Source organism: Lysinibacillus sp. BF-4 (genome assembly GCF_000743635.1).
GTDB lineage: Bacteria > Bacillota > Bacilli > Bacillales_A > Planococcaceae > Metalysinibacillus > Metalysinibacillus saudimassiliensis.
Map to the genome: position 1 here is coordinate 1 of NZ_JPUW01000025.1, position 24,600 is coordinate 24,600.

Genomic DNA, 24,600 nt, shown 5'->3' on the forward strand with positions numbered 1-24,600 from the left:
ATGATTGATATGGCGAAGGATAAGGGTGTTATTATTGCCATTGATGCAAATATTCGACCACTACGTTGGTCAAGTGAAGACGTATGCCGTGATACCATTATGCAGTTTTTTGAAGAAGCGGATATTGTTAAAGTGACAGATGAGGAACTAGCTTTCTTAACACAAACTACAACAATTGAAGACGGCATTGCAGCACTTGATGCGCTACTTGTACCGATTGTATTAGTCACAGTGGGCGAAAATGGCACATATGCTGTATTAAACGGGGAAACGATGCATGTACCAACGCAAAAAGTAAAGGCAGTAGATACAACAGGCGCAGGTGATGCTTTTATGGCGGGTGTACTACGTGATGTGCATTATAATGGTCTGCCGACTACACCAGACGAACTTATGCGTTGTGTAAGCTTTGGTAATAAACTAGGCGCAATGGCGGCAACAAAGGCAGGCGCATTAACAGCGCTACCATGCTATGATGAAGTAAAGCAATGGATTAAGGAGTGATGGGATGTATAGCGAATTAAAAGCTGGTCGCCTATATTTTGGCCCGCAAACAGAGGCGGCAACAGCTGCTAAAGAGCAGGGTATTGATGTAGTCGTAGATGTACGTGTTAACGGGGAGTCACAACCAGAGCAACTAGCCTATAACTATAGCCATCTGCCAATTGCAGATGAAGATTTAACAGCATCAACCTTAAAGCAAACAGCAGAGGCAATTAAGGCGGCTTATGATGAGGGCAAAGCTGTGTACTTTCATTGTGGCGGCGGTAATGGACGCGCTTGTGTTACCGCAACAGCTACGCTACTTGAATTAGGTGAGGCTACTACTGTGGACGAAGCTATTGCTCAAGTCACAGCTAAGCGACCAACAGCTACAATTCGACCAGCTATGGAAGCAGCACTACGTAGTATATATGAAGGTAAATAAAAGGGAGTAGTTAGCCAATGCGCTAGCTACTCCTTTTTATTATAATTTTTTCTCCATGTTTTGTTGGATGAGTAACGATTTAATGTCCGTTAATGACTCATTCATTTTAAAGAAAATAATAAGTAACTCACAATAAACGCGCGACATTAATACACCAATAGCGGCCACAAAAAGCCCACTAATTACTTGTAGTAAACCTCCGCCATTATAAGTAAAAGCTGTAGCGATTAAAATAAAGCCAGTAAAAATAGAAACTACAACGCCTACCCAAAATAAAATTTTAATAATTACAGGTGTAATCATTTTATCAAAACTTAATAATTGATTCATTTTTTCACCTCCTAAGCTCAGTATATAAACAAAACATAAGAAATTCTGTGGATTTGTTATAAAAGGTAAATTATTACCATGTAAAAAAATGCAATTTAGTCATAAAGAGCTGTAAGACTTTTTAGTTGAAAATATATAGTTTAGTGTTAAACTATATTACATTAAACTAATTAGGGGCGTGTAATAATGAGAGTTCAAGATAAAGCGATTTTAATTACAGGTGGCGCAGGTGGTATTGGTCGAGGTATGGCAATGGCGCTCGCAAAAGAAGGCGCAAAAATTGCGATTGCTGATATGGATGCTAAGGCAGGTGCACAAACATTAGAGGAGTTGCGCCAATTTTCGCCGGGGGCAATTTTTATTGAAGCTAACCTACGCGAGACAAATAAGCTTGCTTCGTTAGTAGAAAAAACCGTAGCGGCGTTTGGTAAGTTAGATGTACTTATTAACAATGCACACGCATCACGTCAAAAAGCCTTTATGGAAACGACGGCTGAAGATTTAGATTTATCCTTCTCGACAGGTTTTTATCCAACATTTTATTTAATGCAAGCAGCTTATCCACATTTAAAAGAAACACAAGGCTCTATTATTAACTTTGCTTCAGGCGCAGGGATTAATGGGGATGCTACGCAAGCGGCTTATGCGGCAGCTAAAGAAGCGATACGTGGTATTACACGCGTAGCCGCAAATGAGTTTGGTCCAGATAATATTAATGTTAACTTAATTTCACCAATTGCCAACTCACCAGGTGTGCAAGCATGGGCAAAAGATCAACCCGAATATTATGCGGCAATGCTTGAGCGTATCCCACTACGTCGCTTAGGCGAACTAGAAGAAGACATCGGTCGCGTGGCAGTATTTTTAGCAAGTGAGGATGCAAGTTATATTACAGGTCAAACTATTATGGTTGACGGAGGAGCAGTGAAATTACGCTAATGGAGGATATTTTTGAGTTAGTACGCACAACTGAAGTTGTATCAAATGAAATGGTCATTGCATGGACAAAATTATTTAATGAAGATGTTGGTGTTTCTTCTATTTTAGTATTATCTGCACTACAGGAGCATGGTGCACAGAAGGCAACAGACTTAGCCCTAGCTTATGGTTATACGAAAGGTGCAATTACTAATATTTCAACTAAACTTGTTAACGAAGGCTATGTAGTACGGGAGTATGATGAGATGGATCGTCGCATCATCCGATTAGCGATTACCGAAAAAGGTGAATGGTTACTTAGTAAAGCACGCGAGGCGGGCATTGAGTTACGTCAGCGTTTATTTTCGGGGCTAACAAAAGAAGAGCAACAGCAATACACGGCAATACAATTAAAAATGTTAAAACAATTGAAGGGATGAGTCAGATGCGTGTAGCAAATAAAGTAGCTTTAATTACAGGTGGTGCATCAGGTATTGGTCTATCAGCAGCAACGCTATTAGCTAAAGAAGGCGCTAAGGTAATGATTGGTGATTTTAACGTAGAAGGAGCTAAGCAGGCAGCTGCACAAATTACTGCTGCGGGTGGTGAGGCACAGGCTGTATTTTTGGATGCAGGTGATGAGGCGTCTATTAAAGCCGCAGTAGAGGCAACTGTAGAAGCTTTCGGTAAACTGACTGTACTATTTAATAACGTAGGCTTAACTAATCTACAAAAAGACGTAGATGTCGTAAATATGGATTTAGCGGAGTGGGACCGTTTAATGAATGTCAATTTAAAAAGTGTGCTATTAGGTGCGCGTTTTGCTATTCCATATATGCAACAAGCAGGCGGAGGCTCTATTATTAATACGGCTTCGATGGCAGGCTTTGCAGGTGATAATGTACGTTCAGCGTACGGTTCATCTAAAGCAGCTGTAGTTAATTTAACACGTTATATTGCAGCGCAGTATGGTAAGGATAATATTCGTTGTAATGGTGTGGCACCAGGCCTAATTTTAACACCAGCCGCAAAAAATAATATGCCACAAGAAATGCTTGAGATTTTTGGTAAGTATAATGCACTGCCTTACCACGGTGAAGCGGATGATATTGGCTATGCGGTAGTTTATTTAGCTTCAGATGAATCCAAATTTATGACGGGGCAAACATTGCAAATTGAGGGTGGTCATTATATGAAAAACCCAACTATCGCAGATATTGAAGAGTATATGAGTAAGTAAAATAAAAAGGAAAGGCGATTTTCACTATCGCTTTTCCTTTTTGTTTTTTTATAAACTTTCGCCAAAGTCTTGGCGGAATTTTTCTGCTAATTTTTGTGGCCAATCCGAGTCAGCTTCTAGCTTACCAAAGAAGAAGCGTAATACTTTAGGTTCTTCAACAAAGCGCAGACCACCGATTAAATCACGGTTTTCGTACAGCCATGCAATACGGTCTACTGCATATTTAACTTGTGACAGGGTAAATACACGTCGTGGCATTGCTAAACGTACAAGCTCCATATGTGCCATTGGCTCAACACCTTGTTCATCACGTTGCTCGGACATCGTACCGCGCTCCATGCCGCGCACACCACCTGCAATATAAACTGCGGCAGCTAATGCACCTGCTGGGTAACGCTGTTGCTCAACATTTGGTAAAAAATCCATTGCATTAATATGACAGCCTAAGCCACCTGCAGGCGTAACTACTGGTACACCTTTTTTCTGTAATTCATTAGACATAAACTCAATAAAGCTAGGCCCTTGATTAATCATTTGCTCGTCCATTGTTTCTTCTAGTCCAATGGTGATGGCTTCCATTTCACGAACAGACATCCCACCATAAGTTAAAAAGCCTTCGTATAATGTAATGTATTCGCGCATTTTTTCGTAAGCTTCCTTGCTATTAGTACAAATCCCGCCACCGCGTCCAAATCCAAGCTTACGTGCAGAGAAGTAAATGATATGGGATAAATCAGCAATTTCACGTGTGATTTCGCGAATCGTCATATCCTGACAAGCTTCTTCACGTGTTTTAATGAAATGTAAATTATCCGCTAATAAACTTGCATCTAGCACAAGTAGTAAATCATGCTTATCACAAACAGCACGTACCTCACGTAAGTTTTGTAGCGAGTGTGGTTGTCCCCCAATTAGGTTAGTACCTGCCTCCATACGTACAAAAGCAATTTTATCTGCGCCTTTATCCGCGATTAATTGTTCAAGTTTAACAATATCGATATTACCTTTAAATAAATTATCGCTTGTTAAATTTAATGCCTCATCAATAAAAATTTCTTCTACAGTTCCACCATTTAAAGAAATATGAGCTTTAGTTGTAGTGAAGTGGTAGTTCATTGGCACAATTGAGCCAGGTGAAACATACACTTGTGCAATAATATTTTCACATGCACGTCCTTGGTGGGTTGGTAGGAAGTACTGCGTACCAAAAATATCAGTTAGTTTTTCTTCTAAGCGTGTAAATGTGCTTGAGCCTGCATAGCTATCATCAGCGACAAGCATAGCAGCTTGTTGCTGATCACTCATGGCATTAACGCCACTGTCTGTCAGCATATCCATAAAGACATCTTTATTTTGCAGTAGAAATGTATTGTAACCTGCCTGCTGTATAGCTGTTACGCGCTCTTCAACAGGTGGTAAATGTAATTTTTGAATAATGCGTACTTTGTGCATTTCTAGCGGAATTGTTTCGCCAGAGTGAAATGTAATTTTTGACATAGGTAAGCCTCCAATTAAATTATTTAACCAATCAAGCTTTGACGCGGTGAACTAATAGTGTATAGCATACTAGATAATTTTACGAAAAGATAGGATATTCAGAAAATTTATCATTGTTATTGTACAGAATGAAAAATAACGCTTGTTGTTATATAACAAATGATGCTAAAATAATTTTAATGTAAAGGGGGGCATGAGGATGCTAACATTTTTAGTTTCTATTGTTTTATTAATTATTGGCTATTTAACGTATGGTAAATATGTAGAGCGTGTATTTGGCGAAAATGAGGAACGACCGACACCAGCGTATGTTAACGCAGATGGCATCGACTATGTGCCAATGTCTACACCGCGTAACTCGTTAATTCAGTTACTAAATATTGCAGGGGTTGGGCCAGTATTTGGACCGATTGCAGGTGCCTTATATGGACCAGTAGCTTTCGTATGGATTGTAATAGGCTGTATTTTTGCAGGTGCAGTACATGATTACTTAACGGGTATGATTTCTATTCGTAATCGCGGAGCACATTTGCCAGAGCTTGCGGCTAAGTTTTTAGGTAAATTTATGAAGCACATCGTTAATATTTTTGCACTTTTATTATTATTATTAGTTGGTACTGTTTTTGTTACGTCACCAGCGATGCTGCTACATAATTTATTAGATGCTAAGGTTGGCTTAGTTGTAATTACATTATTAATTTTTGCTTACTATATTTTAGCGACATTATTGCCAGTGGATAAAATTATTGGACGTTTTTATCCATTATTCGGTGCATTATTAGTAGTATCGGCGTTTGGCGTAGGTATTGGGCTTGTAGTAACAGGTGCACCAATTCCAAACTTAACATTCCAAAATATGCACCCAAACAATTTACCGATTTTTCCGTTAATTTTCTTTACTATAACATGTGGTGCACTGTCAGGCTTCCATGCTACACAATCGCCGATTATTTCGCGTACGACGCAAAACGAAAAAAACGGGCGCAAAATCTTTTACGGTATGATGATTGCAGAAGGTATTATTGCAATGATTTGGGCAGCGGCAGCTATGAGCCTATTTGATGGTTATGGCGGCTTAGCTGAATTAATCGCAGCAGGTGGCCCAGCAGCAGTTGTAAGTGAAGTATCTATTATGATGCTTGGTACTATTGGCGGTACAATTGCCATTTTAGGTGTAATTATTTTACCTATTACGTCAGGAGATACTGCATTCCGAGCGGCTCGTATGATTATTGCTGATTATTTCAGCATTGGGCAAAAAGCTTTCGCCAAGCGTTTAGCAATTGCACTACCATTATTTGCGATGAGTTATATGTTAACGAAAATGGATTTCCAAGTGCTTTGGCGTTACTTCTCTTGGGCAAACCAGGTAACTGCGGTTATTGCATTATGGGTAGGGGCAATGTATTTATTCCTAGGGTATAAAAATCACTGGATTGCAACGATTCCAGCTATTTTTATGACAGATATGGTATATCTTTATATTTTCTTCGAGCCAACGATGGGCTTCGGCATTCCAATGACGATTTCTCATATGATGGCAGTAGTAGCTACGATTGTGACAGTCGGTGTATTCTTTGTCGCAGCCTATAAGAAGCGTGGCACAAGTTTTACATTGGATGAGGATGTTTCTACGTTTAAAGAGGTTTAACGTATAAAAAAAGAGCCAGTTAAGCAGTCGCTTAGCTGGCTCTTTGTATGTGTAAAAACATAAGAGAAGGAAATCATTCATCAGTACCAATGATGAATAGCTTAACCATAGTCAACTTTTCCCTAAGTTATTTATCTATAAACGTTTATTACAACGCTTTAATACAACTGCAACACGATTGTTATATTATTTTACGCCTTGATAAATCGTAATCATTATGTTTTAATTATAAAACGTAATGATTACGATTTAAGAAGGAGCTAATAAAATGAATAAAATTCCAGTAACTGTACTAAGCGGATATTTAGGTGCAGGTAAAACAACGATTATGAATCATGTATTACAAAATGAAAAAAATATGCGTGTAGCTGTCATTGTAAATGATATGAGTGAAATTAATATTGATGCTTCACTTATTGCGGAGGGCAGTGGTATTGCACGTACAGAAGAAAAATTCGTAGAGCTTTCTAACGGCTGTATTTGCTGCACATTGCGTGAAGATTTATTAATAGAGGTAGAAAAATTAGCAAAACAAGGTAATATTGATTACATTTTAATTGAATCTACAGGAATTAGTGAGCCTATTCCTGTAGCACAAACATTTTCGTATATTGATGAGGAACTGGGTATTGATTTAACGCGCTTTTGTCAATTAGATACGATGGTTACGGTAGTTGATGCTAATCGTTTTTGGCATGATTACCAATCGGGAGAAAGCTTGCTAGAGCGTAAAGAAGCTGTAGGTGATGGTGATGATCGCGACGTGGCTGATTTACTCATTGATCAAATTGAATTTTGCGATGTGTTGGTTGTGAATAAATGTGATCTTGTAGCGGAAGGAGATATTAAACGTCTAACAGGTGTATTAAAAGCATTACAACCATCAGCGAAATTTATTTTTACAGAGCAAGGTAAGGTTGAGCCAAGTGATATTTTACATACAGGGCGCTTTGATTTCGAAGTTGCAATGAATGGTGCTGGCTGGCTAAAGGAGCTAGAGAAAGGTCATAGTAACCATACACCTGAAACAGATGAATATGGTATTGCATCTTTTGTTTATGAGGCAAACCGTCCCTTTCATCCTGCACGTTTAGTAGAGTGGACAGAGCATATGCCAAGAGAAATTGTTCGAGCAAAGGGCATTGTATGGAGTGCTGTGCAAAATGAGGTAGCGATTTTACTATCACAAGCAGGGCCTGCAGTACGTTTTGAGCCAGTATCGTATTGGGTTGCTGCATTACCAGAGGCGCAGCAAAAACAAGTATTTGAGGAAGACCCTGACGTATTAGCAACATGGGATGCGGAATATGGTGATAGAGGTACGCAACTTGTAATTATTGGTATTGATATGGATGAGAGTATGATTAGAAGACAGTTAGATGTTTGTTTGCTAACAGATGAGGAGATGCATGGTGATTGGAAAGGACTTGAAGATCCGTTTCAGTGGCAGTGGTCTTAATAATAAGTATTAAAAAACAATCAAGGCGGATAATGTGTAAATTTGGAGAGGTGGTACTACACGCAGTAGTTAGTGGATATAAACACATAAAAGCTTACTAAGTATAAAAAAACCTTAGAGAAGTTTATTTTTAGCTGGCTAACTACACATGCGATAAAGCTTGGTATAATAAGGTTTGTCACACCTTTGTCATAAACAACCCCTAGTTTTTGAACAGATTGTGAAAATCATCACATAACACTTTCCTTTTTAAAAAAAGAGCGTATACTGATGTATAACAAGTGCTAAACAAAAAACTTTGTATTAGTACAAAAAACGGCTAAAAGGAGCGATTAACGTATGTGGGTTGTAACAGTCTTTGAACAAAATACGTACCGTATGTTCGAATACCAAACTAAAGCAGAAGCAACAGTTTGCTTACAAGGTCTAACGAACACAGCAATGCTTTCATATACAAAATAAATCTTTCCTTTTTTGTAGCTACCCTTTGAGGTAGCTCTTTTTTTATGTAAAAAAGAGGTAGCATGTAATAGCTACCTCTACGTTATGTTATTCATCAAATACTGCCGGCTGTATGAGTTCATTTTGCACGCTATGATAAGCCTGTTCAATAATTGCTTGCTCATGTGAATGCTGCATAATAAGCTCATCTTTGACAGCACGTAAAGATGTTGGTGTGGCTGTTAGGCTCTGCATTACGCGCGTTTTTAAGGCAGTGCGATAAAAATCGAATTGTTGTTGCATTGGATCTGACGAGTATACCTCAATTTGATTTATCGCACCGTGAGTATGTGTTTGTGTCATACTCAGCACCTCCTATTCCTCGTAGGTTTTGGTTGTACTTGAGATGAGCAGGTCTCCTGACTTTAAGTTCTAACACTTAATTTTGCCTTCCCGTAAAATACAGTGACATTATAAAATTAAGCTCGCTTATTACAGTTGCGGGACAGTGCTAGACTTACACTAGCTTCCCTTACTCATCTCCATATCTCCGTTTCTTCTATTGTAACAACTTCTACTGCATTACTGATCATGCGTTATCTCATGTAGTGCTCGTCTGTGTAACATAGTTCGTTTAGTCGATTTATATAAAAAGCTAGATTACTATAATTTTTTTAGAGGTTTGGAGTAATAATGTGCAAAAATTTGTGCTTAGCGTTATATTTTAGGTGAGTTAAAATTATAATGAAATAGGGAGAGAGCACAATGATTAAAAAAGTTACAGTTGCAGGAAGTGGCGTATTAGGTAGTCAAATTGCGTATCAATCAGCTTTTCATGGCTTTGATGTTACCGTTTATGATATTACTAATGAGGCATTGGAAACAGCTAAGGAGCGTATAGAGGCATTAAAACCTTTATACCAAGCAGACTTAGGCGCAACAGAAGATCAAGTAAATGAGGCTTATGCACGTTTACAATTTGAAAGTGACTTAGCAAAGGCGGTAGCTGATGCAGATTTAGTAATTGAGGCGATTCCTGAGGTTGTGAGTATTAAAACAGCATTTTACAAGCAGTTAGGTGAAGTAGCACCGACCAAAACGATATTTGCGACAAACTCGTCTACATTATTACCGAGCCAGTTTGCAGAGGCGACAGGCCGTCCAGCTAAGTTTTTAGCCTTGCATTTTGCTAATACGATTTGGAAAAACAATACGGCTGAAGTAATGAAGCATGAAGGTACAGACGAAGCAGTCTTTAATGAAATTATTGACTTTGCAAAAGCAATTGGTATGGTAGCCTTACCACTTTATAAAGAGCAACCAGGCTATATTTTAAATTCATTATTAGTACCATTTTTAGATGCTGCAGAAATGTTGTTAGTGAAGGAAGTAGCAGATCCTGAAACGATTGATAAAACGTGGATGATTGCTACAGGAGCACCACTTGGTCCATTTGCAATTTTAGATATTGTAGGCATTAATACTGCGTATAATATTGTACTGGCTAAAGCAGCAGCGACGAGTGATACGACACTTGAACAACTTGCTACTATGTTGAAAACAAATTATATTGATAAAAATAAATTAGGGCGTGCAACAGGTGAGGGATTTTATAAATACCCTAACCCTAGCTTTGCCGCACCAGATTTCTTAAAATAATATAAAAAAGGAATTGTGCCAACGTAGGCGCAATTCCTTTTTTTAAGCTAACGTTTTTTTGCGTAATTTCTCATAGGGTGGAATGTTTTTAGTATCAATAATCCTGCCTTCAACTACTTGTACTTCATACATTTTAGCTTTATAGGTAAATTTAAAAATACCATTATCAAAATCTGTACCAATTTCTTTAAAGAAAATGCCTTCTAAAGTTGGCTGGTCAGGGCAAGTAAAGACAACTGTGTGTTGACCATCTCGCTCAACTAAATAAGCACGGACACCACGCTCATACATATCAAATTCTTCTTCCTCAGTAGGGCGCTTAACTGAAACGATATGAAAATCTACAAAAGGTACTTCTTTAAGTAATACGTTTAAAAAGGAGCCGCGCATAATTTCTTCCCAGCGACTTTGTGCGCTTTGCCCCACAATAATTTGTGTAATATCTAAATTGGCTGCGACCTCACGAATAACTTTTTGAATAGGACGCTTTTCATTATCTTTTATAATAAATTGCTCTACCTCTAGCTCTTCTGCAAGTTGCTCCCACTCTTTAATATAGCCTGTTTTCTCTGGATTAAATTCTTCAAAGGGCATTGCGTCAACAGTCATAATATAAAGGGGGCAGTCTAGCATAGTCGCCATTTTATGCCCACGGCGAATTAAACGCTCACCGTTAAGACCGTAGTATACACAGACTAAAATGCTTTCATCCATACGACCTTTAATATGTTTCAATGTATAAACACTCCTTTTAATAACGTAATAATCATGTAAGAAAAAATGTTTAAAATAGCATAAAATAATACTAGAGTAGTGCAAAACGAAATTTCATACTGTATAATTCATACTGTGTTAACGCATAAGTTATTGTGGAATACAATTAATCGACCTTCATATAGACCATTATTATGAAGTGAGTTAGTAGTATAGTCAAGTTTACACATAATCACATAGTTCAGCAGTTGGGAGGCTCGCATTTATGATGATACCGTTAGCGATAGCCCTACCGTTTCTTATAGCTGCCCTTATCCCTATTTTTTATAGGCATATTCGGCATATTCATCTCGGTTGGTTCGTGTTAATCGTACCTGTATCACTCGTTATTTTCTTTGCTCGTTTTATTCGTCCTATCGCAAGTGGCGAAGTTTTTTTGCACACTTACGCATGGATACCCTCATTTAACATCAATGTTATAACATACCTCGATGGTTTGAGTTTAATTTTTACATTACTCATTACTGGCGTAGGTAGCCTTGTGACGCTTTATTCGATATTTTATTTATCAGAGAAAGAGTCATTACACCACTTTTATTGTTATTTACTACTCTTCATGGGCGCTATGCTTGGCGTCGTATTATCCGATAATTTATTGGTGCTATATACGTTTTGGGAGTTGACAAGTGTATCTTCCTTCCTATTAATAGCGTTTTGGCATCACCGAAAAGCATCGCGTGCAGGCGCACGAAAAGCGATGGTTATTACTGTAACGGGTGGCATTAGCATGCTCGCTGGATTTTTAATGCTTGCACAAATTGCAGGTAGTTTTAGCATACGCGAAATTATAGCGATGGATGGTTTAAGTAGTGAAGCTTTATTTATTCCAGCAATGTTATGTATTTTGCTTGGTGCTTTTACAAAATCTGCACAGTTTCCGTTTCATATTTGGTTACCTGATGCGATGGAGGCCCCAACGCCTGTTAGTGCTTATCTTCACTCAGCAACTATGGTTAAGGCCGGCATTTATTTAGTTGCTCGCTTATCACCAATATTTGGTGGGGTATCCTTATGGTTTTGGTTAGTGACAGGTATTGGTTTACTTACTTTGTTATGGGGCTCGTTTAATGCAGTGCGTCAAACCGATCTTAAAGCGCTATTAGCATACTCTACAGTGAGTCAGCTTGGATTGATTATGAGTTTGTTTGGCGTAGGGTCCGTAGCTACCATCTTGGCTACGCTACCGAAAATATTATTTATACGCAGGCAACATTTGCTGCATTATTTCATTTAATTAATCACTCTACCTTTAAAGGAGCGCTCTTTATGGTAGTTGGTATTGTTGACCATGAGGTAGGGACGCGTGATGTGCGTCGACTAGGTGGTTTAATGGCGATGATGCCTATTACTTTTACAATTGCGATGATTGGTAGTTTGTCTATGGCAGGTATGCCACCATTTAACGGTTTTTTAAGTAAAGAAATGTTCTTTACTGCCATGCTAACCATTACGCAAGCTGATGTTTTTTCATTGCAGACGGTTGGTGTAGTACTACCAGTAGTAGCTTGGATAGCGAGTGTATTTACCTTTATTTACAGTGTGATTTTAGTGTACAAAACCTTCCTTGGTGACTTTAAGCCAGAGCGTTTAGATAAGCGACCGCATGAAGCGCCACTTGGGATGTTACTGTCACCTGCTGTGCTCGTTGGTTTTATTATTGGGATTTTTATATTCCCTAATGTTCTTGGGCAGGCAATTTTAAAGCCTGCAATGGCAAGCTTATATCCTAAAGCGCCACTTGAGGAGATTGTGCCACATATTGCAGCATGGCATGGGTGGCAACCAGAGCTCTTTATGACGATTGCTGTTGTAATTGTAGGGCTCGTGTTGTTTAAATTATTGCCGAAATGGCGTAGAGTGTATGGTTTCTTTACAAGAGAGCGCTCATTTAATGCGCTCTATAATAATACGATTAACTTTGCAGAGAACGCATCACTACGTATTACCAATCGTTATATGACAGGCGATATTACGCAGTATTTTGTTTATATTTATGTGTTCTTTATTGCGATTATTGCAGGCTACTTTATCTGGTCAGATGCTTTTAGTTACGATTTAACTAAAGATTCTTCTATTGAGTATTATGAGTGGATATTAATCTTTGTGATGATGTTTGCAGCTGTTTATATTTTATTTGCGAAGCGTCGAATGACAGCTGTGTTGTTAAACGGTGTACTAGGTTATTGTATTGCGTTTTTCTTTGTTACTTTTAGAGCGCCTGATTTAGCGCTAACGCAGTTAGTTGTAGAGTCCATTACAACTGTATTATTTTTAGTATGTTTCCGCTATTTACCTGACATGCGTGTAGAGAAGAAGTCGCGTGCTAAACGCAATTTTCATGCGTTGCTATCGATTTTTACAGGTGCAACCGTAACATTGATTGGTCTTGCTGTACTTAATTATGACCGCTTCCCACCTGTGTCAGCCTACTTTGATGATGCACTCAATTTAGCGGGCGGTGCAAATATTGTAAATACGATTTTAGGTGATTTTCGTGCCTTTGATACGATGTTAGAAGTGGTTGTACTCTTTATTGCTGGGCTTGGTGTTTATACTCTAACAAAGCTTAAGCCAAAAAAGGAGGCGCCAACAAATGAAGATTAATGATGTAATACTTCGCACTGTGACGAAGGCGGTTGTCTTTATTATTTTAACGCTAGGCGTGTATTTATTTTTTGCAGGGCATCATGCCCCAGGTGGCGGCTTTATTGGTGGGCTTGTACTTGCCTCAGGGATTGTACTGCTGTATCTCGCTTATGATATTGAAACAGTACACCGCGGTGTGCCTTTTAACTTTAAAAAGGTAGCTGCAGTGGGTGTACTCTTAGCAACAGGTACAGGCATTGGCTCTATATTTTTTGATGTACCCTTTTTAACGCAAAAAGGTATCTATCTTAATGTGCCTATTTTAGGCGAAACATCCTTTTCGACAGTTACGTTGTTTGAAGCTGGTGTAGCGCTTACTGTAGTAGGTACTGTTGTTACGATTATTTTAAGTATTAGTGAAGAGGAGGAAGAATAAATATGGAAACCTTAATGCTCGTATTAATTGGCATCCTTGTTAGTGTGGCGACCTATTTAGTTCTTTCTCGCCAAATGTTAAAAGTGATTTTAGGTACAGCAATTTTATCGCATGCTGCCCATTTACTAATTCTTACGTTAGGTGGTTTAAAAAAAGGCAACGTGCCTTTAATAGAGGAGTCACCAGGTCCTTACACAGATGCTTTGCCACAAGCATTAATCTTAACAGCTATTGTGATTAGCTTTGCGGTAACAGCCTTTGTATTGGTACTGGCATACCGCACCTATATTACCAATGGTACAGACGACTTTCAGGCATTGCGAGGTAAGGTAGATGAATAATATGATTGTTTTTCCGTTGATTTTACCTGTAATGACCGCAATTTTATTAGTGTTCTTTCGACATAATCTTATGCTACAACGTATCGTCAGTATTACTACAATGGCAACAGTGACGGTAATTAGTGCTGTGATGGTGTGGGCGGTTGTAGCAAAAGGCATTTTACGCTTAGATTTTAGTGGCTGGCAACCACCCTATGGCATTTTATTTGTGGCTGACTCTTTTGCGGCATTACTTGTATTTACCGCAAGTTTAGTCACTACAATTATTTTACTTTATGCTACATGTACGATTGGCGAAAAGCGTGAGCGCAACTTCTTTTATACATTTGTTTTATTAATGATTGCAGGCGTGAATGGCTCATTTTTAACGGGTGATATTTTTAACTTATTTGTATGTTTTGAGGTGATGTTACTTGCCTCTTATGTACTGATTACGCTTGGTGGAGAGCGCGTACAATTACGCGAATCCATTAAATATGTATTAATTAATGTTGTAGCATCGTGGCTATTTTTAGTGGCACTTGCCTATTTATATAGCACAATGGGTACACTTAATATGGCACATATTGCGCTACGTGTGACAGAGGCGGGGCAGGGACCATTGCTGACTACAGTGTCTCTTGTATTTTTACTCGTATTTGCATTGAAAGCAGGGCTACTACTGTTTCAATGGTTACCAGGCTCTTATAGTGCTCCTCCAACAGCTATTGCGGCATTGTTTGCGGCATTACTGACAAAGGTTGGGATTTATGCATTATACCGTACGTATACGTTGTTATTTACACATGACACGATGCCATACAAATTAATAGGTGTGATGGCTGTAATAACTATTGTAGCGGGTTGCCTAGGTGCACTGAGTGGGCGCGATGTCCGAACGATAGCAGTGTATAACGTATTAATTGGTGTAGGTTTTATTTTATTAGGTTTAGCGATTGGTACAGAGGTTGCCTTCCAAGGTGCAATTTATTATGTTATTCACGATATTATTGCTAAGGCATTTTTATTCCTTTGTGTTGGCACAATGATTTACTTAACAGGTGAAACTGTGATTGATAAAATGAGTGGCTTAATTCGTAACTATCCATTGTTTGGCTGGCTTTATTTTATTGTAATGTGTGCACTTGCGGGTATACCTCCACTAAGTGGCTTTGTAGGTAAGGTGTTAATTGGGCAGGCTGCCGTTGAGCAAGGGACGTATGTTTTATTAGCAGTAGGTTTTGGTTCTAGCATTATTGTACTGTATTCTCTACTGCGTATTTTTCTGTCTTCGTTTTTTGGCGAAACTATTATCCCTATTGGTGATGAGATGCCAATGCCAAAAACGGTTATCTTACCAATTGTTATGTTAGCAACCTTAACGATTATGTTAGGGGTAGGCGCAGAGTACATTGCAGTATATGTACAGGATGCGGCACATGTGCTCGCAAACCCAAGCATTTATATTGAGGCCGTGTTACCAGAAGCATTATGGAAGGAGTGAGGAGATGGCTGGTCAGTTTTTATTAAATCTATTTATCGCGCTACTTTGGGTGCTTTTACAAGATGAGATGCCGCCACGCTTCGCTACTTTTTTTACGGGTTTTATTGTGGGGATAGGTATTTTATATGTCTTACACCGTTTTTATGGTACGCAGTTTTATTTACGTCGTGTATTTGCGATTATTCAACTCATCTTTATTTTTAATTGGGAGTTATTAATGTCAAGTTATGTTGTGCTCAAACAAATCATGACACCCAAAATTAATATTACGCCTGGGATTTTTACGTATAAAACAGAGCTTGAAACAGATTGGGAAGTAACAACACTTGCCTTACTCCTTACATTAACGCCAGGCTCTGTAGTGATGGAGGTCACACCTGAGGGAGATATGTTTTATATTCATGCGATGGATATTGAGTCCTCTAAGGATGCTGTACTACGATCCATCGGAAAATTTGAACAAGCCATTATGGAGGTGACACGCAGTTGATTGAACAAATTCTTATGTTGTCACTCGCGCTCTTTAGCCTGTCGATTGCGATTACACTTTACCGTGTGATTGCAGGGCCATCCATGCCTGATAGAGCGATTGCTTTAGATACGATTGGTGTAAACCTATTATCAGCTATAGCGATTGTCTCAATTGTTTTAAAAACAAAAGCTTATTTAGAAGCCATTTTAATTTTAGGCATCCTGGCCTTCATTGGCACAATTGCGTTTACGAAATATATCGAAAGAGGTGTTGTCGTTGAACGTAAGTCAGATGATTGAGTGGGGTGCAGTTGGCTTAATCTTACTTAGTTCAATTATTAGTGTTATTAGTGCGCTAGGTATGATTAGATTACCAGATGTGTACACACGTTCACATGCGGCAACGAAAAGCTCGACATTATCCGTTTTAACATGCCTTTTAGGTGCATTTATTTACTTTTGGGTGCATGATGGATATATTAGCATTCGTTTAATTTTAGGTATTTTATTTGTATTCTTTACTGCACCTGTAGCAGGGCATTTAATTTGTCGTGCTGCGTATCGTTCTAAGGTGCCTTTAGGTAAAGGTTCTGGTGAAGACGAACTTCATGATGTGTTATTTCCAAAAAATAAACAATTATGATGTTTTGTGCATGACATATACGTGATATGTGTGTGTCATGTCACCTTTCTAGTAAGTAGACAATCTTAAAATTTGAAAATTTTGAAATCTTAGTGTATAGTTGATAGTAAGTTGTCACTAAGGCAATGCGGTGGACGCTAACATTATGTAAGCGCTATCGAATACATAAACAGGGGTGTTTTATAATGGCGAAAAAAGATAAAAAAGAATTAGAAAAAAAATTAGCTAAAAAAGCAGAGAAAAAGGCTGAAAAGAAAGCCGACAAAAAGAAAAAAGCTGCTAAAAAAGAAGCTAAAAAAGTAGAGAAAAAAGCTGCTAAAAAAGCTGACAAAAAGAAAAAAGCATCAAAAAAGAAATAATTGCTAAACAAAAAGCCTAGAGGCTCGTCCTCTAGGCTTTTTATTATGTGGTAATTACAGGTTGTGATTGGCGACGCTCAACACGCTTTACAAGAAAAATACTAATCTCATATAAAACAATCATAGGAATTAATACAAGTAGCTGACTAATAAAGTCAGGTGGTGTGATAAGAGCCGATACTAATGCCATGATGACATACGACCATTTTCGTATTTTCTTCATAGAAACAGAAGAAAGAATACCGATAGATGCTAAAAACAAAGTCACAATAGGAAGCTGAAATAGTAAGCCTAATGGAATGGTTGTCATTAATAAAAAGCGTACGTACTCGCCAGCTGTAATCATTAAGTCAAAATTAATTGCCCCTAGCTTCATTAAAAATGTAAAGCTAAGAGGGTTAACTACAAAATAACCAAAGGCAACGCCCGCAATAAATAAAAGAAACATAACGGGTGCATAGAGCCCTAAAAATTTTGTTTCATTTTCAAGTAGCCCAGGCTTTACAAAGCGCCAAATAAAATGAATTAAAAAAGGCAGTGATAAGCCGAGTGCTAAGGCTGCAGAAATTGATGTGTAAAATTTAATTACCTCAAGTGGGCCTAGCACCACAAGATTATAGCCGCGTGTAACGTAAGGAAACCAATAATTAATAGTAGCAAAAACAAAAATGAAAAAAGCGATAAAAACAATAACGCTTTTAATCAGTTGTTTACGTAAATCACTAATATGTTCATAAAGTGATTCGCCTATCTCTACGATAGGCGAATCTTCTTGTTTCTCTACTACGTCAGCTACTTCAACTTCTGTTGGAGGGCTAACTTCAAGCGTCGTTGTTTCAATATCCAATGGACTGATGTTGTCATTTTTATAAGGATCCATAGGAAAACCTCCTACGCATTATCAGATGGTTTTATCGTCTGATTTGTTTTCTTTCTTTTTTTCATCCTCATCGTCATCCATTAAGCCCTTAGTGGATTTTTTAAATTCTGCAAATGTTTTACCAACGGCACCACCAATTTCAGGTAGTTTTTTTGGTCCGAAAAGAATGAGTACAATGACTAAAATAATAATTAAGCCTGGAATGCCTATAGCTGCAGGACCCATGCTAATTCCTCCTTATACGAGCGAGCCGCCCGATTTACTGTATTTGATAATACCTTCTGCACAGCGATATGCTAGTGCACCTACTGTACCAGTAGGGTTATAGCCACTGTTATGTGCAAAGTTACCTGCGCCTACGACGAATAAATTTTCGGCATCCCAGTGCTGTAGGTAACTGTTTACTACACCATCTTCTGGTGTTTTACTCATAACCGTACCGCCTGTGTTGTGGGTTGATTGGTAAGGTACAATGTCATAATCCGTAATCGGACTAGCTTGCACAACTTCCTTTGCACCCATTTCTTTAGCGATTTTAGCGGCTTGTTCTGATACAAATTTGTGTAGCGCACGGTCTTGATCCGTAAAGTTGTACGTCATTTGCATTAACGGAAGCCCGTAAGCGTCTTTATACGTTTTGTCTAGGGATAAGAAGTTTTCTTTATGCGGCATTGATGCACCTTCTGCACCTACGCTTAATGTACGTGTGTAATAGTGCGTTGATTGCTTTTTAAATTCTGCACCCCATGAAGGTGTGTTGGGTAATGTAGGGTTTGTACCAATTGGACGCACTCCAGTTTGTGTTAAGGAAATAGAGCCACCATGGATAAAGTCTAAATTACTATGGTCAAAGTTATCACCGTTAAAGTCATCTACGGTCATACCTAATGCACCTGCGCCCATAAAAGTATTAAATTGTTCATCATAGAAGCCGGTTGCACCTGGCATAATTTGATAGCAATAGTTACGTCCTAACGTACCTTGACCTGTAGTAGGGTCATATTGTGTACCAATATCAGCAAGCATTAATAATTTTGCGTTATTAAAAACATAACTTGTTAGCACAACAACGTCTGCTGGCTGAATAAATTCTTCGCCAGAAATAATATCTACATAACGCACACCTGTAACTTTATTGCCTTCTTTTAGTACTTCAACTACATTTGAGTTGTTACGTACTTCAAAGTTACCTGTTTTAACAGCAGTCGGGATTACTGTAACCTCTGGTGAAGTTTTAGCCCCGTACTCACAGCCAAAGCGCTCACAGAAACCACAATATTGACAGGCGTTAATGCTCTCGCCATCAGGATTGGTATAGGCTTCGGATAAGTTAGCTGAAGGTAGCATAAATGGTGAAAGCTTTAACTTTTTAGCAGCGGTTTCAAAGCGCTCTAAAATTGGTGTTTTTTTCATGGCAGGCGTTGGGTAATCACTTGAGCGTTTACCTTGGAAGGGGTTACCTTTACTATCTCCAGATAGTCCTGCTGTTTTTTCGAACTTATCAAAATAAGGCTCGAGCTCATCATATGTTAAGCCCCAGTCTTGTAATAAATAATCAGCACTTAGCTTATTTGGACCATATTTTTTATCTGTCATTGTTTTGATTTCAAAATCATATGGTAAAAAGCGATAGGTTTGTCCATTCCAGTGTGTACCTGCCCCACCTAAGCCATCACCTAATAAAAATGAACCTAATTGACGCATAGGTAGTGCTTTCATATTGCGATTGTTACGGAATGTAATTGTTTCATTTGATAGATTTTGCATTAACTCATAACGGATAGCATAGCGGTACTCGTCGTGGACATTCATAAAGTCTGCCGTGCCACGATTTTTTCCTCGCTCTAAGCCAACGACTTTTAAGCCAGCCTTAGCGCACTCAGCGGCTACGATACCGCCTGTCCAACCAACACCAACCGTTACTACGTCAACCTTTGGTAATGTTTTAGCCATAATATAAACTCCCCCTCAATTAATTAGTGTTCGCCAAGCGCTTTTGGTTTGATTTTCTTGAAATCTTTAGATTCAATATCTGCAATATATGACATTTGGTGACCTGGGAAGCCTTTCATTTTCCAGCCTTCCATATTGTAGTTACCGCCATACATTGGATCAGAGTAAACGCCTTCAAGTGTAGCGCCACGTAACAATTTGAAGAAGAATGCGGCTGTCACACCAACCATCTTCACCTCATCTTTTTGTAAAGCTGTTAAGATTTGATCAATCTCTTTTGGCTCAATTTGCACAAATCTTTTTTTGAAGCGACTTTGTGCTTCTTGCTCCATTACTTGAATACCTTGCGTAAAAATTTGTGCACGGTTTAGACGTGATTGATAGCCTTGTGTTGGCGCACCAACATCAAATGGCCCTTGCATATATTCCTTAGCATTACTACCATACTGCCCAGCAAGTTGCCCATCAATAAAATAAGGTACACCTAATTCAATTGCACCAGGGCCAATATCATCTTTTGGGAAAATGCGCTCTGTTGCCTTAGCTAAGATGTTGAAATCCTCATCCTTAGTGAAAAACATACGACCACGATCTGGTGCACCATTATGTTTTTCGTCTTTATGGTCCGTAGAGGCTGTGTCTTTGGTAGAGCCTTTAGCATTGTAGCCAATTAAGCCACCAATCAGACCACCACCGACTAATGTGCCGGTTGCAATACCAGCCGTCTTTAAAAAATCACGACGAGATACATTTTTATTATCTGAACTCAATTAATATTCCCCCTCATAAACGTAATATAATATCCAAGCATTCTTTATAGTTACCACTGTTAATGTTAGGTAAAACAAAGTCTTTATTTAACGATAAGAGTTAATAATGATAATAAAATGATATGGTATAAAATGTTTAGTAGTTTGCATTGCTTGTGTGTGGCTGTTTTGTGAAGAAAGTGTGAAAGAGAAAACTATGCTTATAATGCTGTGACTTGTATAGTTTTTAGTGACTAATACCTAGTGAGGAAGTGGGTAAAATACAGAGTTCTTTGTATGTGATTTAGCATAATGGTATGATGGAGTAACTAGAAGTAAGGAGCGATTGCACAATGGAAATTACACAATTTGCAGTAGAGGAAATTAAAGATCCAACAAATATTATTGAAGGAGAACGCTACGAATTTTTATTTGATGTGGCTATTGATGAGGAAGACGAATTATACTCAGCAGCTGGCATCGAAATTCGTGCTATTATTGGTAAAATCAATGATGAAGTACGTATGTTAAACTACTTTATTATTGAAAAGGGTGCAAACGAGTATTTAGATTTTGCGCTAGATGAAGATGAAGAACAAATGTTTATTGATTTTTGTAAAGAAGAATTAGCTAAATAAAAAAGAGGGGCTATATAGCTCCTCTTTTTTTGTTTATGAAATTAATGATTTTACTACAGTAGACATTGTTTTGCCGTCAGTTTTACCAGCGAGCAGTGGTTTAGCGATTTTCATTGCATCACCCATAGCCATGCCACTTACAACACCATTGTCAATTAGTAATTGTTTTACTTCGTCTTGTGACAATTGTTCAGGTAAAAAGCTTTCAAGTAATTTTAGTTTAGCTTGTTCCTGTTCAATTAAATCGGCACGCTCTGCTTTTTCCGCACCTTCAAGAGCTTGGTGAGTTTGTTTGATTTCGCGGTTCACAATTTCAGTTTCTTGTAGCGCTGTTAATGGTGAGCCTTGTTCTTTTTCTGCAAGATCTAACTGTGATTTTAATAATGTTAATACACCTTTTGTTAGGGTATCTTTGTCGCGCATAGCTTGTTTCAGTTGTTCAAATACGGTTGTTTTTAACATAATCAACTTCCTCTCTCTTAATTATTGTAAAATGGAAGTAGGGAATCATGCAAATATTAGGTGAGGTGAAAAAGATGGGGATATACGTAACGTCTATTAGTACAGCAGCATTATTTACGATTGGGATTTCAATTATTATTTTTATTCCATGGTTAATTTACACGTATCGCAAGTATGGCTTTTTATCATTTTCGAAGATGGCCATTACTTTTTCATTTATTTTTTATGCGATAGCTGCTTTGTTTTTAGTGTTATTGCCATTGCCAACAACACGCGATACATGTGCGATGCAGCCAGCAGATACGGTGCATTATAATTTGCATCTGTTTCAATTTATTGATGATATTTTATATAAGAGTGGCATTGTATTAAGTGAACCAGCCACTTGGCGTTTTATTATTAAACAACCAGCTTTTTATCAAGCTTTTTTTAACTTTTTATTATTACTGCCTTTAGGTGTATATTTACGCTACTTTTGGCAAAAACGTAAGTATGCATTTGGCGCGCTAGGCGTTGGCTTGTTAGTATCACTATTTTTCGAAATTACGCAGTATACAGGCATTTACGGTTTTTATAATTGTGCTTACCGTTTGTTTGATGTAGATGATTTATTACTAAATAGTACAGGCGCATTTGTCGGCTATTTAATTGGGCCTATCTTTTTATTATTATTGCCTACACACCAAGCCGTAGTGAAAAAAACAGAGGAGCTTGTAAAGCGTAATATTGTACAACCAGGCGCTACAATTTTAGCCTTATTAATTGATGTAATTACGGTAATGTTAGGAAGTACAGTTTTAGCGCTAATCTTACCAAACGCTTGGTATAGCAACTTTGTCGCAACAACTAGTATGCTTGTCTTACTATTTATTGTTGTGCCACTACTAGGTAAAGGTGCGACACTTGGAATGCGTTTTATGCGTTTCAGAATGACAGGTGCGGAGGGTGAGCAAGCATTAAAGCGCTCAACTTTACGTCGCTTCTTAGCAATTTACCTCACATATTTAATGTATGTCCTACTAGGTTTAATTAGTACCATGACAGCAGTAGAGCTGGATATGGATAGTATATTTTATGCGCCTTTTGTTTTTATTAATGTTGGGGTTTTACTTGTACTTGTCATACTAACCTTTATTATTATGATTCATGTACTGCGCGTGTGGTTGAGTAAGGGCAAACGACAGCTTTATATGGATAAATATGCTAATCTATATGCGACAAGACGTAACGAATAACGAAGGAGAGATTGGTTATGAAATACGTAATTATTGGCGGTGACGCAGCTGGTATGACAGCTGCTATGGAGATTGTACGTAATGATAAAAAGGCACAAATTACAACCTTAGAGCAGACAGAAATTTATTCGTATGGGCAATGTGGCTTACCTTATGTAGTGGATGGTCGCATTCCTTCGACAGATGATTTAATTGCTCGTAGTGTGCAAGTGTTTCGTGAAAAGTATGGTATTGATGCTCGCACGGGTCATAAAGTGACACATGTAGATGCAGGTAAACAAATCGTGTACGGCGAAGGATTTGAAGTACCTTACGATAAATTATTAATTGCAACAGGTGCAGCACCAATAATGCCAAAGTGGGATAATGCAACATTAGCTGGTATCCATACGATTAAAACGATTCCACAAATGCATGATTTATTGCGAGATGCTACAGAAGCTAAAAAAGTTGCTGTAATTGGTGGCGGCTATATTGGCTTAGAGATGGCAGAGGTGTTAAAAGAAGCAGGTAAGGACGTATGCATCATTCAGCGTGGTGCACAGCTGGCTAAAATGCTTGATGCGGATATGGTGCACCATGTGCATGAGCAGGCAATGCAACATGATGTAGCTGTTTACCTTGATACGGCTGTAACAGGCTTTAACGGTGAGGTAAAAGTAGAGGCTGTCGTGACTAATAAGGGAACGATTGAAGCAGACCTTGTAATAGTAGCAGTTGGTGTTAAACCAAGTACAGATTTTTTAGCTGATACAGCTATACTGCGTTTAAAAAATGGCGCAATTGTCGTTGATCCACACATGGCAACTTCAGTTGAAAATATTTATGCAGCAGGTGATTGTGCTACGCATTTTAATCGTGTTAAGCAGTCGGCGGATTATGTACCACTTGGCACAACAGCCAATAAGCAAGGACGTATTGCAGGTTTGTCGATGGCGGGTAAATTTGTTCGTTTTAAAGGCATCACAGGCACTTCGATTTTAAAATTTTTTGACCTTGCGATTGCAACAACAGGGCTAAATGAAGTAAGTGCTCAGCAGTTAAACCGTAGTTACCATGTTTATGAGCTAACAGCTAATCATATCGCGGGCTATTACCCAGAACCTAAGCCATTATTTATAAAGGTACTAGTAGAAAAGAAAACAGAACGATTACTCGGTGCACAAATTATTGGAGAAGCGGGCGTAGACAAACGCATTGATGTTTTTGCCACAGCATTAATGCAGGAGTTAACGCTACGCGACTTATTGGATTTAGACTTAGCTTATGCGCCACCGTTTAATGGCGTATGGGATGCCTTACAACAACTTGCTAAGCGTAATGTACCCGTATAATCTTATAAAGCTCGTTAAGCACATATGTGTTTAGCGAGTTTTATTTTTTGTTAAGGTTTTTGTAAGTTTGGGGGAAAGGTGCTGTAAGTTTGGCTTGGTATAGTTAAGTCACTAAAGAAAAGCAGAAGGGTGA

28 protein-coding genes, 1 pseudogene and 1 riboswitch are annotated in these 24,600 nt (G+C 38.3%); of the genes and pseudogenes, 20 read left to right on the top strand and 9 right to left on the bottom strand.

All coding sequences use genetic code 11. The features are described from left to right. A partial coding sequence (locus CH76_RS08840) for a PfkB family carbohydrate kinase (protein ID WP_036145157.1) occupies positions 1 to 504 on the top strand: 504 nt, incomplete at its 5' end. 4 nt (positions 505 to 508) lie between these two features. Beyond that, a complete protein-coding gene (locus CH76_RS08845; protein WP_036145158.1) occupies positions 509 to 928 on the top strand; it encodes a dual specificity protein phosphatase family protein in 420 nt (139 codons plus the stop codon). 39 nt (positions 929 to 967) lie between these two features. On the opposite strand, the gene CH76_RS08850 is transcribed toward CH76_RS08845, so the two are convergent. Beyond that, positions 968 to 1,258 carry a DUF4282 domain-containing protein gene (locus CH76_RS08850; protein ID WP_036145159.1) on the bottom strand — a complete coding sequence of 97 codons (291 nt, stop codon included), beginning with the start codon at positions 1,256 to 1,258 and terminating at the stop codon, positions 968 to 970. 183 nt (positions 1,259 to 1,441) lie between these two features. Between CH76_RS08850 and CH76_RS08855 the strand changes: the two genes are divergently transcribed. The 3 genes from CH76_RS08855 to CH76_RS08865 are packed head-to-tail and all read left to right on the top strand — an operon-like array spanning position 1,442 to position 3,416. Further along, positions 1,442 to 2,197, top strand: coding sequence for an SDR family NAD(P)-dependent oxidoreductase (locus tag CH76_RS08855; RefSeq protein ID WP_235190381.1), 756 nt, complete (start codon positions 1,442 to 1,444; stop codon positions 2,195 to 2,197). Continuing rightward, positions 2,197 to 2,616, top strand: a complete 420-nt coding sequence (locus CH76_RS08860; protein ID WP_036145161.1) for a MarR family transcriptional regulator — start codon at positions 2,197 to 2,199, stop codon at positions 2,614 to 2,616. Before CH76_RS08855 ends, CH76_RS08860 begins: the two co-directional genes overlap by 1 nt. Positions 2,617 to 2,621: 5 nt before the next feature. Further along, entirely contained in the window at positions 2,622 to 3,416 is a 795-nt protein-coding gene (locus CH76_RS08865) for an SDR family NAD(P)-dependent oxidoreductase (RefSeq protein WP_036145162.1), read from the top strand. Between the two features lie 48 nt (positions 3,417 to 3,464). Here CH76_RS08865 and CH76_RS08870 read toward each other — a convergent pair whose 3' ends face one another. Further along, positions 3,465 to 4,913, bottom strand: coding sequence for a tryptophanase (locus tag CH76_RS08870; RefSeq protein ID WP_036145163.1), 1,449 nt, complete (start codon positions 4,911 to 4,913; stop codon positions 3,465 to 3,467). Between the two features lie 199 nt (positions 4,914 to 5,112). Between CH76_RS08870 and CH76_RS08875 the strand changes: the two genes are divergently transcribed. From CH76_RS08875 to CH76_RS14165, 3 genes are all read left to right on the top strand, one after another. Next, positions 5,113 to 6,564 (top strand): carbon starvation protein A, encoded by a 1,452-nt coding sequence (locus CH76_RS08875; protein WP_036145164.1) that lies wholly within the window; start codon positions 5,113 to 5,115, stop codon positions 6,562 to 6,564. A 268-nt stretch (positions 6,565 to 6,832) separates the two neighbouring features. Beyond that, a complete protein-coding gene (locus CH76_RS08880; protein WP_036145165.1) occupies positions 6,833 to 8,023 on the top strand; it encodes a GTP-binding protein in 1,191 nt (396 codons plus the stop codon). Between the two features lie 339 nt (positions 8,024 to 8,362). Then, positions 8,363 to 8,485 carry a hypothetical protein gene (locus CH76_RS14165; protein WP_255344102.1) on the top strand — a complete coding sequence of 41 codons (123 nt, stop codon included), beginning with the start codon at positions 8,363 to 8,365 and terminating at the stop codon, positions 8,483 to 8,485. A gap of 87 nt (positions 8,486 to 8,572) precedes the next feature. Here CH76_RS14165 and CH76_RS08885 read toward each other — a convergent pair whose 3' ends face one another. Beyond that, complete coding sequence (locus CH76_RS08885) at positions 8,573 to 8,827, bottom strand: hypothetical protein (RefSeq protein ID WP_036145166.1); 255 nt, start codon at positions 8,825 to 8,827, stop codon at positions 8,573 to 8,575. A gap of 28 nt (positions 8,828 to 8,855) precedes the next feature. Then, positions 8,856 to 9,055: riboswitch (cobalamin riboswitch) on the bottom strand. 174 nt (positions 9,056 to 9,229) lie between these two features. Between CH76_RS08885 and CH76_RS08890 the strand changes: the two genes are divergently transcribed. Further along, on the top strand, positions 9,230 to 10,123 hold the full coding sequence (locus CH76_RS08890; RefSeq protein ID WP_036145167.1) for a 3-hydroxyacyl-CoA dehydrogenase: 894 nt from the start codon (positions 9,230 to 9,232) through the stop codon (positions 10,121 to 10,123). 42 nt (positions 10,124 to 10,165) lie between these two features. Here CH76_RS08890 and CH76_RS08895 read toward each other — a convergent pair whose 3' ends face one another. After that, complete coding sequence (locus CH76_RS08895; protein ID WP_036145168.1) at positions 10,166 to 10,858, bottom strand: histidine kinase; 693 nt, start codon at positions 10,856 to 10,858, stop codon at positions 10,166 to 10,168. A 244-nt stretch (positions 10,859 to 11,102) separates the two neighbouring features. Between CH76_RS08895 and CH76_RS08900 the strand changes: the two are divergent. From CH76_RS08900 to CH76_RS08935, 8 genes and pseudogenes are all read left to right on the top strand, one after another. After that, positions 11,103 to 13,501 (top strand): annotated as a pseudogene (locus tag CH76_RS08900) (Na+/H+ antiporter subunit A). After that, positions 13,491 to 13,919: a Na(+)/H(+) antiporter subunit B gene (locus CH76_RS08905; protein ID WP_036145169.1), complete on the top strand. Its 429-nt coding sequence runs from the start codon at positions 13,491 to 13,493 to the stop codon at positions 13,917 to 13,919. The pseudogene CH76_RS08900 and the gene CH76_RS08905 overlap by 11 nt, the downstream one beginning before the upstream one ends. 2 nt (positions 13,920 to 13,921) lie before the next feature. Continuing rightward, the gene (locus CH76_RS08910) at positions 13,922 to 14,260 is read left to right on the top strand and encodes a Na(+)/H(+) antiporter subunit C (RefSeq protein ID WP_036145170.1); all 339 of its coding nucleotides are present in this window, start codon (positions 13,922 to 13,924) and stop codon (positions 14,258 to 14,260) included. Next, entirely contained in the window at positions 14,253 to 15,743 is a 1,491-nt protein-coding gene (locus CH76_RS08915) for a Na+/H+ antiporter subunit D (protein WP_036145173.1), read from the top strand. Before CH76_RS08910 ends, CH76_RS08915 begins: the two co-directional genes overlap by 8 nt. A gap of 4 nt (positions 15,744 to 15,747) precedes the next feature. Continuing rightward, on the top strand, positions 15,748 to 16,233 hold the full coding sequence (locus CH76_RS08920) for a Na+/H+ antiporter subunit E (protein WP_036145175.1): 486 nt from the start codon (positions 15,748 to 15,750) through the stop codon (positions 16,231 to 16,233). After that, positions 16,230 to 16,514: a Na(+)/H(+) antiporter subunit F1 gene (locus CH76_RS08925; protein WP_036145177.1), complete on the top strand. Its 285-nt coding sequence runs from the start codon at positions 16,230 to 16,232 to the stop codon at positions 16,512 to 16,514. The genes CH76_RS08920 and CH76_RS08925 overlap by 4 nt, the downstream gene beginning before the upstream one ends. Further along, complete coding sequence (locus CH76_RS08930; protein ID WP_036145179.1) at positions 16,492 to 16,857, top strand: Na+/H+ antiporter subunit G; 366 nt, start codon at positions 16,492 to 16,494, stop codon at positions 16,855 to 16,857. The genes CH76_RS08925 and CH76_RS08930 overlap by 23 nt, the downstream gene beginning before the upstream one ends. A gap of 185 nt (positions 16,858 to 17,042) precedes the next feature. Then, positions 17,043 to 17,216, top strand: coding sequence for a hypothetical protein (locus CH76_RS08935; protein WP_036145181.1), 174 nt, complete (start codon positions 17,043 to 17,045; stop codon positions 17,214 to 17,216). A gap of 43 nt (positions 17,217 to 17,259) precedes the next feature. Here the strand turns inward: CH76_RS08935 and tatC are convergent, their stop codons facing one another. Genes tatC through CH76_RS08955 form a run of 4 tightly spaced genes read right to left on the bottom strand, consistent with a single transcriptional unit; the run spans position 17,260 to position 20,819 of the window. After that, positions 17,260 to 18,096: a twin-arginine translocase subunit TatC gene (gene tatC / locus CH76_RS08940; protein ID WP_036145182.1), complete on the bottom strand. Its 837-nt coding sequence runs from the start codon at positions 18,094 to 18,096 to the stop codon at positions 17,260 to 17,262. Positions 18,097 to 18,117: 21 nt separating this feature from the next. Beyond that, positions 18,118 to 18,321, bottom strand: a complete 204-nt coding sequence (gene tatA / locus CH76_RS08945) for a twin-arginine translocase TatA/TatE family subunit (protein WP_036145184.1) — start codon at positions 18,319 to 18,321, stop codon at positions 18,118 to 18,120. Positions 18,322 to 18,333: 12 nt separating this feature from the next. Continuing rightward, positions 18,334 to 20,049 (bottom strand): GMC family oxidoreductase, encoded by a 1,716-nt coding sequence (locus tag CH76_RS08950; RefSeq protein WP_036145186.1) that lies wholly within the window; start codon positions 20,047 to 20,049, stop codon positions 18,334 to 18,336. Between the two features lie 23 nt (positions 20,050 to 20,072). Next, on the bottom strand, positions 20,073 to 20,819 hold the full coding sequence (locus tag CH76_RS08955) for a gluconate 2-dehydrogenase subunit 3 family protein (protein ID WP_036145188.1): 747 nt from the start codon (positions 20,817 to 20,819) through the stop codon (positions 20,073 to 20,075). A gap of 332 nt (positions 20,820 to 21,151) precedes the next feature. On the opposite strand from CH76_RS08955, the gene CH76_RS08960 reads away from it, so the two are divergent. Beyond that, positions 21,152 to 21,436, top strand: a complete 285-nt coding sequence (locus tag CH76_RS08960) for a DUF6509 family protein (protein WP_036145190.1) — start codon at positions 21,152 to 21,154, stop codon at positions 21,434 to 21,436. Between the two features lie 33 nt (positions 21,437 to 21,469). Here CH76_RS08960 and CH76_RS08965 read toward each other — a convergent pair whose 3' ends face one another. Then, the gene (locus CH76_RS08965) at positions 21,470 to 21,898 is read right to left on the bottom strand and encodes a GatB/YqeY domain-containing protein (RefSeq protein WP_036145192.1); all 429 of its coding nucleotides are present in this window, start codon (positions 21,896 to 21,898) and stop codon (positions 21,470 to 21,472) included. Between the two features lie 47 nt (positions 21,899 to 21,945). Between CH76_RS08965 and CH76_RS08970 the strand changes: the two genes are divergently transcribed. Together CH76_RS08970 and CH76_RS08975 are read left to right on the top strand one after the other, a co-directional pair. Then, complete coding sequence (locus CH76_RS08970) at positions 21,946 to 23,133, top strand: VanZ family protein (protein ID WP_235190380.1); 1,188 nt, start codon at positions 21,946 to 21,948, stop codon at positions 23,131 to 23,133. Between the two features lie 17 nt (positions 23,134 to 23,150). Beyond that, positions 23,151 to 24,467: an FAD-dependent oxidoreductase gene (locus CH76_RS08975; protein WP_036145194.1), complete on the top strand. Its 1,317-nt coding sequence runs from the start codon at positions 23,151 to 23,153 to the stop codon at positions 24,465 to 24,467. Positions 24,468 to 24,600: the final 133 nt, after the last annotated feature.

Excerpts from the sequence above, each read along its gene's own strand:
- CH76_RS08875 (WP_036145164.1), top strand. The coding sequence starts at position 5,113 with ATGCTAACATTTTTAGTTTCTATTGTTTTATTAATTATTGGCTATTTA.
- CH76_RS08965 (WP_036145192.1), bottom strand. The coding sequence starts at position 21,898 with ATGTTAAAAACAACCGTATTTGAACAACTGAAACAAGCTATGCGCGAC.
- CH76_RS08865 (WP_036145162.1), top strand. The coding sequence starts at position 2,622 with ATGCGTGTAGCAAATAAAGTAGCTTTAATTACAGGTGGTGCATCAGGT.
- CH76_RS08915 (WP_036145173.1), top strand. The coding sequence starts at position 14,253 with ATGAATAATATGATTGTTTTTCCGTTGATTTTACCTGTAATGACCGCA.
- CH76_RS08975 (WP_036145194.1), top strand. The coding sequence starts at position 23,151 with ATGAAATACGTAATTATTGGCGGTGACGCAGCTGGTATGACAGCTGCT.
- CH76_RS08870 (WP_036145163.1), bottom strand. The coding sequence starts at position 4,913 with ATGTCAAAAATTACATTTCACTCTGGCGAAACAATTCCGCTAGAAATG.
- CH76_RS14165 (WP_255344102.1), top strand. The coding sequence starts at position 8,363 with ATGTGGGTTGTAACAGTCTTTGAACAAAATACGTACCGTATGTTCGAA.
- CH76_RS08910 (WP_036145170.1), top strand. The coding sequence starts at position 13,922 with ATGGAAACCTTAATGCTCGTATTAATTGGCATCCTTGTTAGTGTGGCG.
- CH76_RS08885 (WP_036145166.1), bottom strand. The coding sequence starts at position 8,827 with ATGACACAAACACATACTCACGGTGCGATAAATCAAATTGAGGTATAC.
- CH76_RS08960 (WP_036145190.1), top strand. The coding sequence starts at position 21,152 with ATGGAAATTACACAATTTGCAGTAGAGGAAATTAAAGATCCAACAAAT.
- CH76_RS08890 (WP_036145167.1), top strand. The coding sequence starts at position 9,230 with ATGATTAAAAAAGTTACAGTTGCAGGAAGTGGCGTATTAGGTAGTCAA.
- CH76_RS08905 (WP_036145169.1), top strand. The coding sequence starts at position 13,491 with ATGAAGATTAATGATGTAATACTTCGCACTGTGACGAAGGCGGTTGTC.
- CH76_RS08935 (WP_036145181.1), top strand. The coding sequence starts at position 17,043 with ATGGCGAAAAAAGATAAAAAAGAATTAGAAAAAAAATTAGCTAAAAAA.
- CH76_RS08970 (WP_235190380.1), top strand. The coding sequence starts at position 21,946 with ATGCAAATATTAGGTGAGGTGAAAAAGATGGGGATATACGTAACGTCT.
- CH76_RS08845 (WP_036145158.1), top strand. The coding sequence starts at position 509 with ATGTATAGCGAATTAAAAGCTGGTCGCCTATATTTTGGCCCGCAAACA.
- CH76_RS08950 (WP_036145186.1), bottom strand. The coding sequence starts at position 20,049 with ATGGCTAAAACATTACCAAAGGTTGACGTAGTAACGGTTGGTGTTGGT.
- CH76_RS08860 (WP_036145161.1), top strand. The coding sequence starts at position 2,197 with ATGGAGGATATTTTTGAGTTAGTACGCACAACTGAAGTTGTATCAAAT.
- CH76_RS08920 (WP_036145175.1), top strand. The coding sequence starts at position 15,748 with ATGGCTGGTCAGTTTTTATTAAATCTATTTATCGCGCTACTTTGGGTG.
- CH76_RS08880 (WP_036145165.1), top strand. The coding sequence starts at position 6,833 with ATGAATAAAATTCCAGTAACTGTACTAAGCGGATATTTAGGTGCAGGT.
- CH76_RS08850 (WP_036145159.1), bottom strand. The coding sequence starts at position 1,258 with ATGAATCAATTATTAAGTTTTGATAAAATGATTACACCTGTAATTATT.
- tatA (WP_036145184.1), bottom strand. The coding sequence starts at position 18,321 with ATGGGTCCTGCAGCTATAGGCATTCCAGGCTTAATTATTATTTTAGTC.
- tatC (WP_036145182.1), bottom strand. The coding sequence starts at position 18,096 with ATGGATCCTTATAAAAATGACAACATCAGTCCATTGGATATTGAAACA.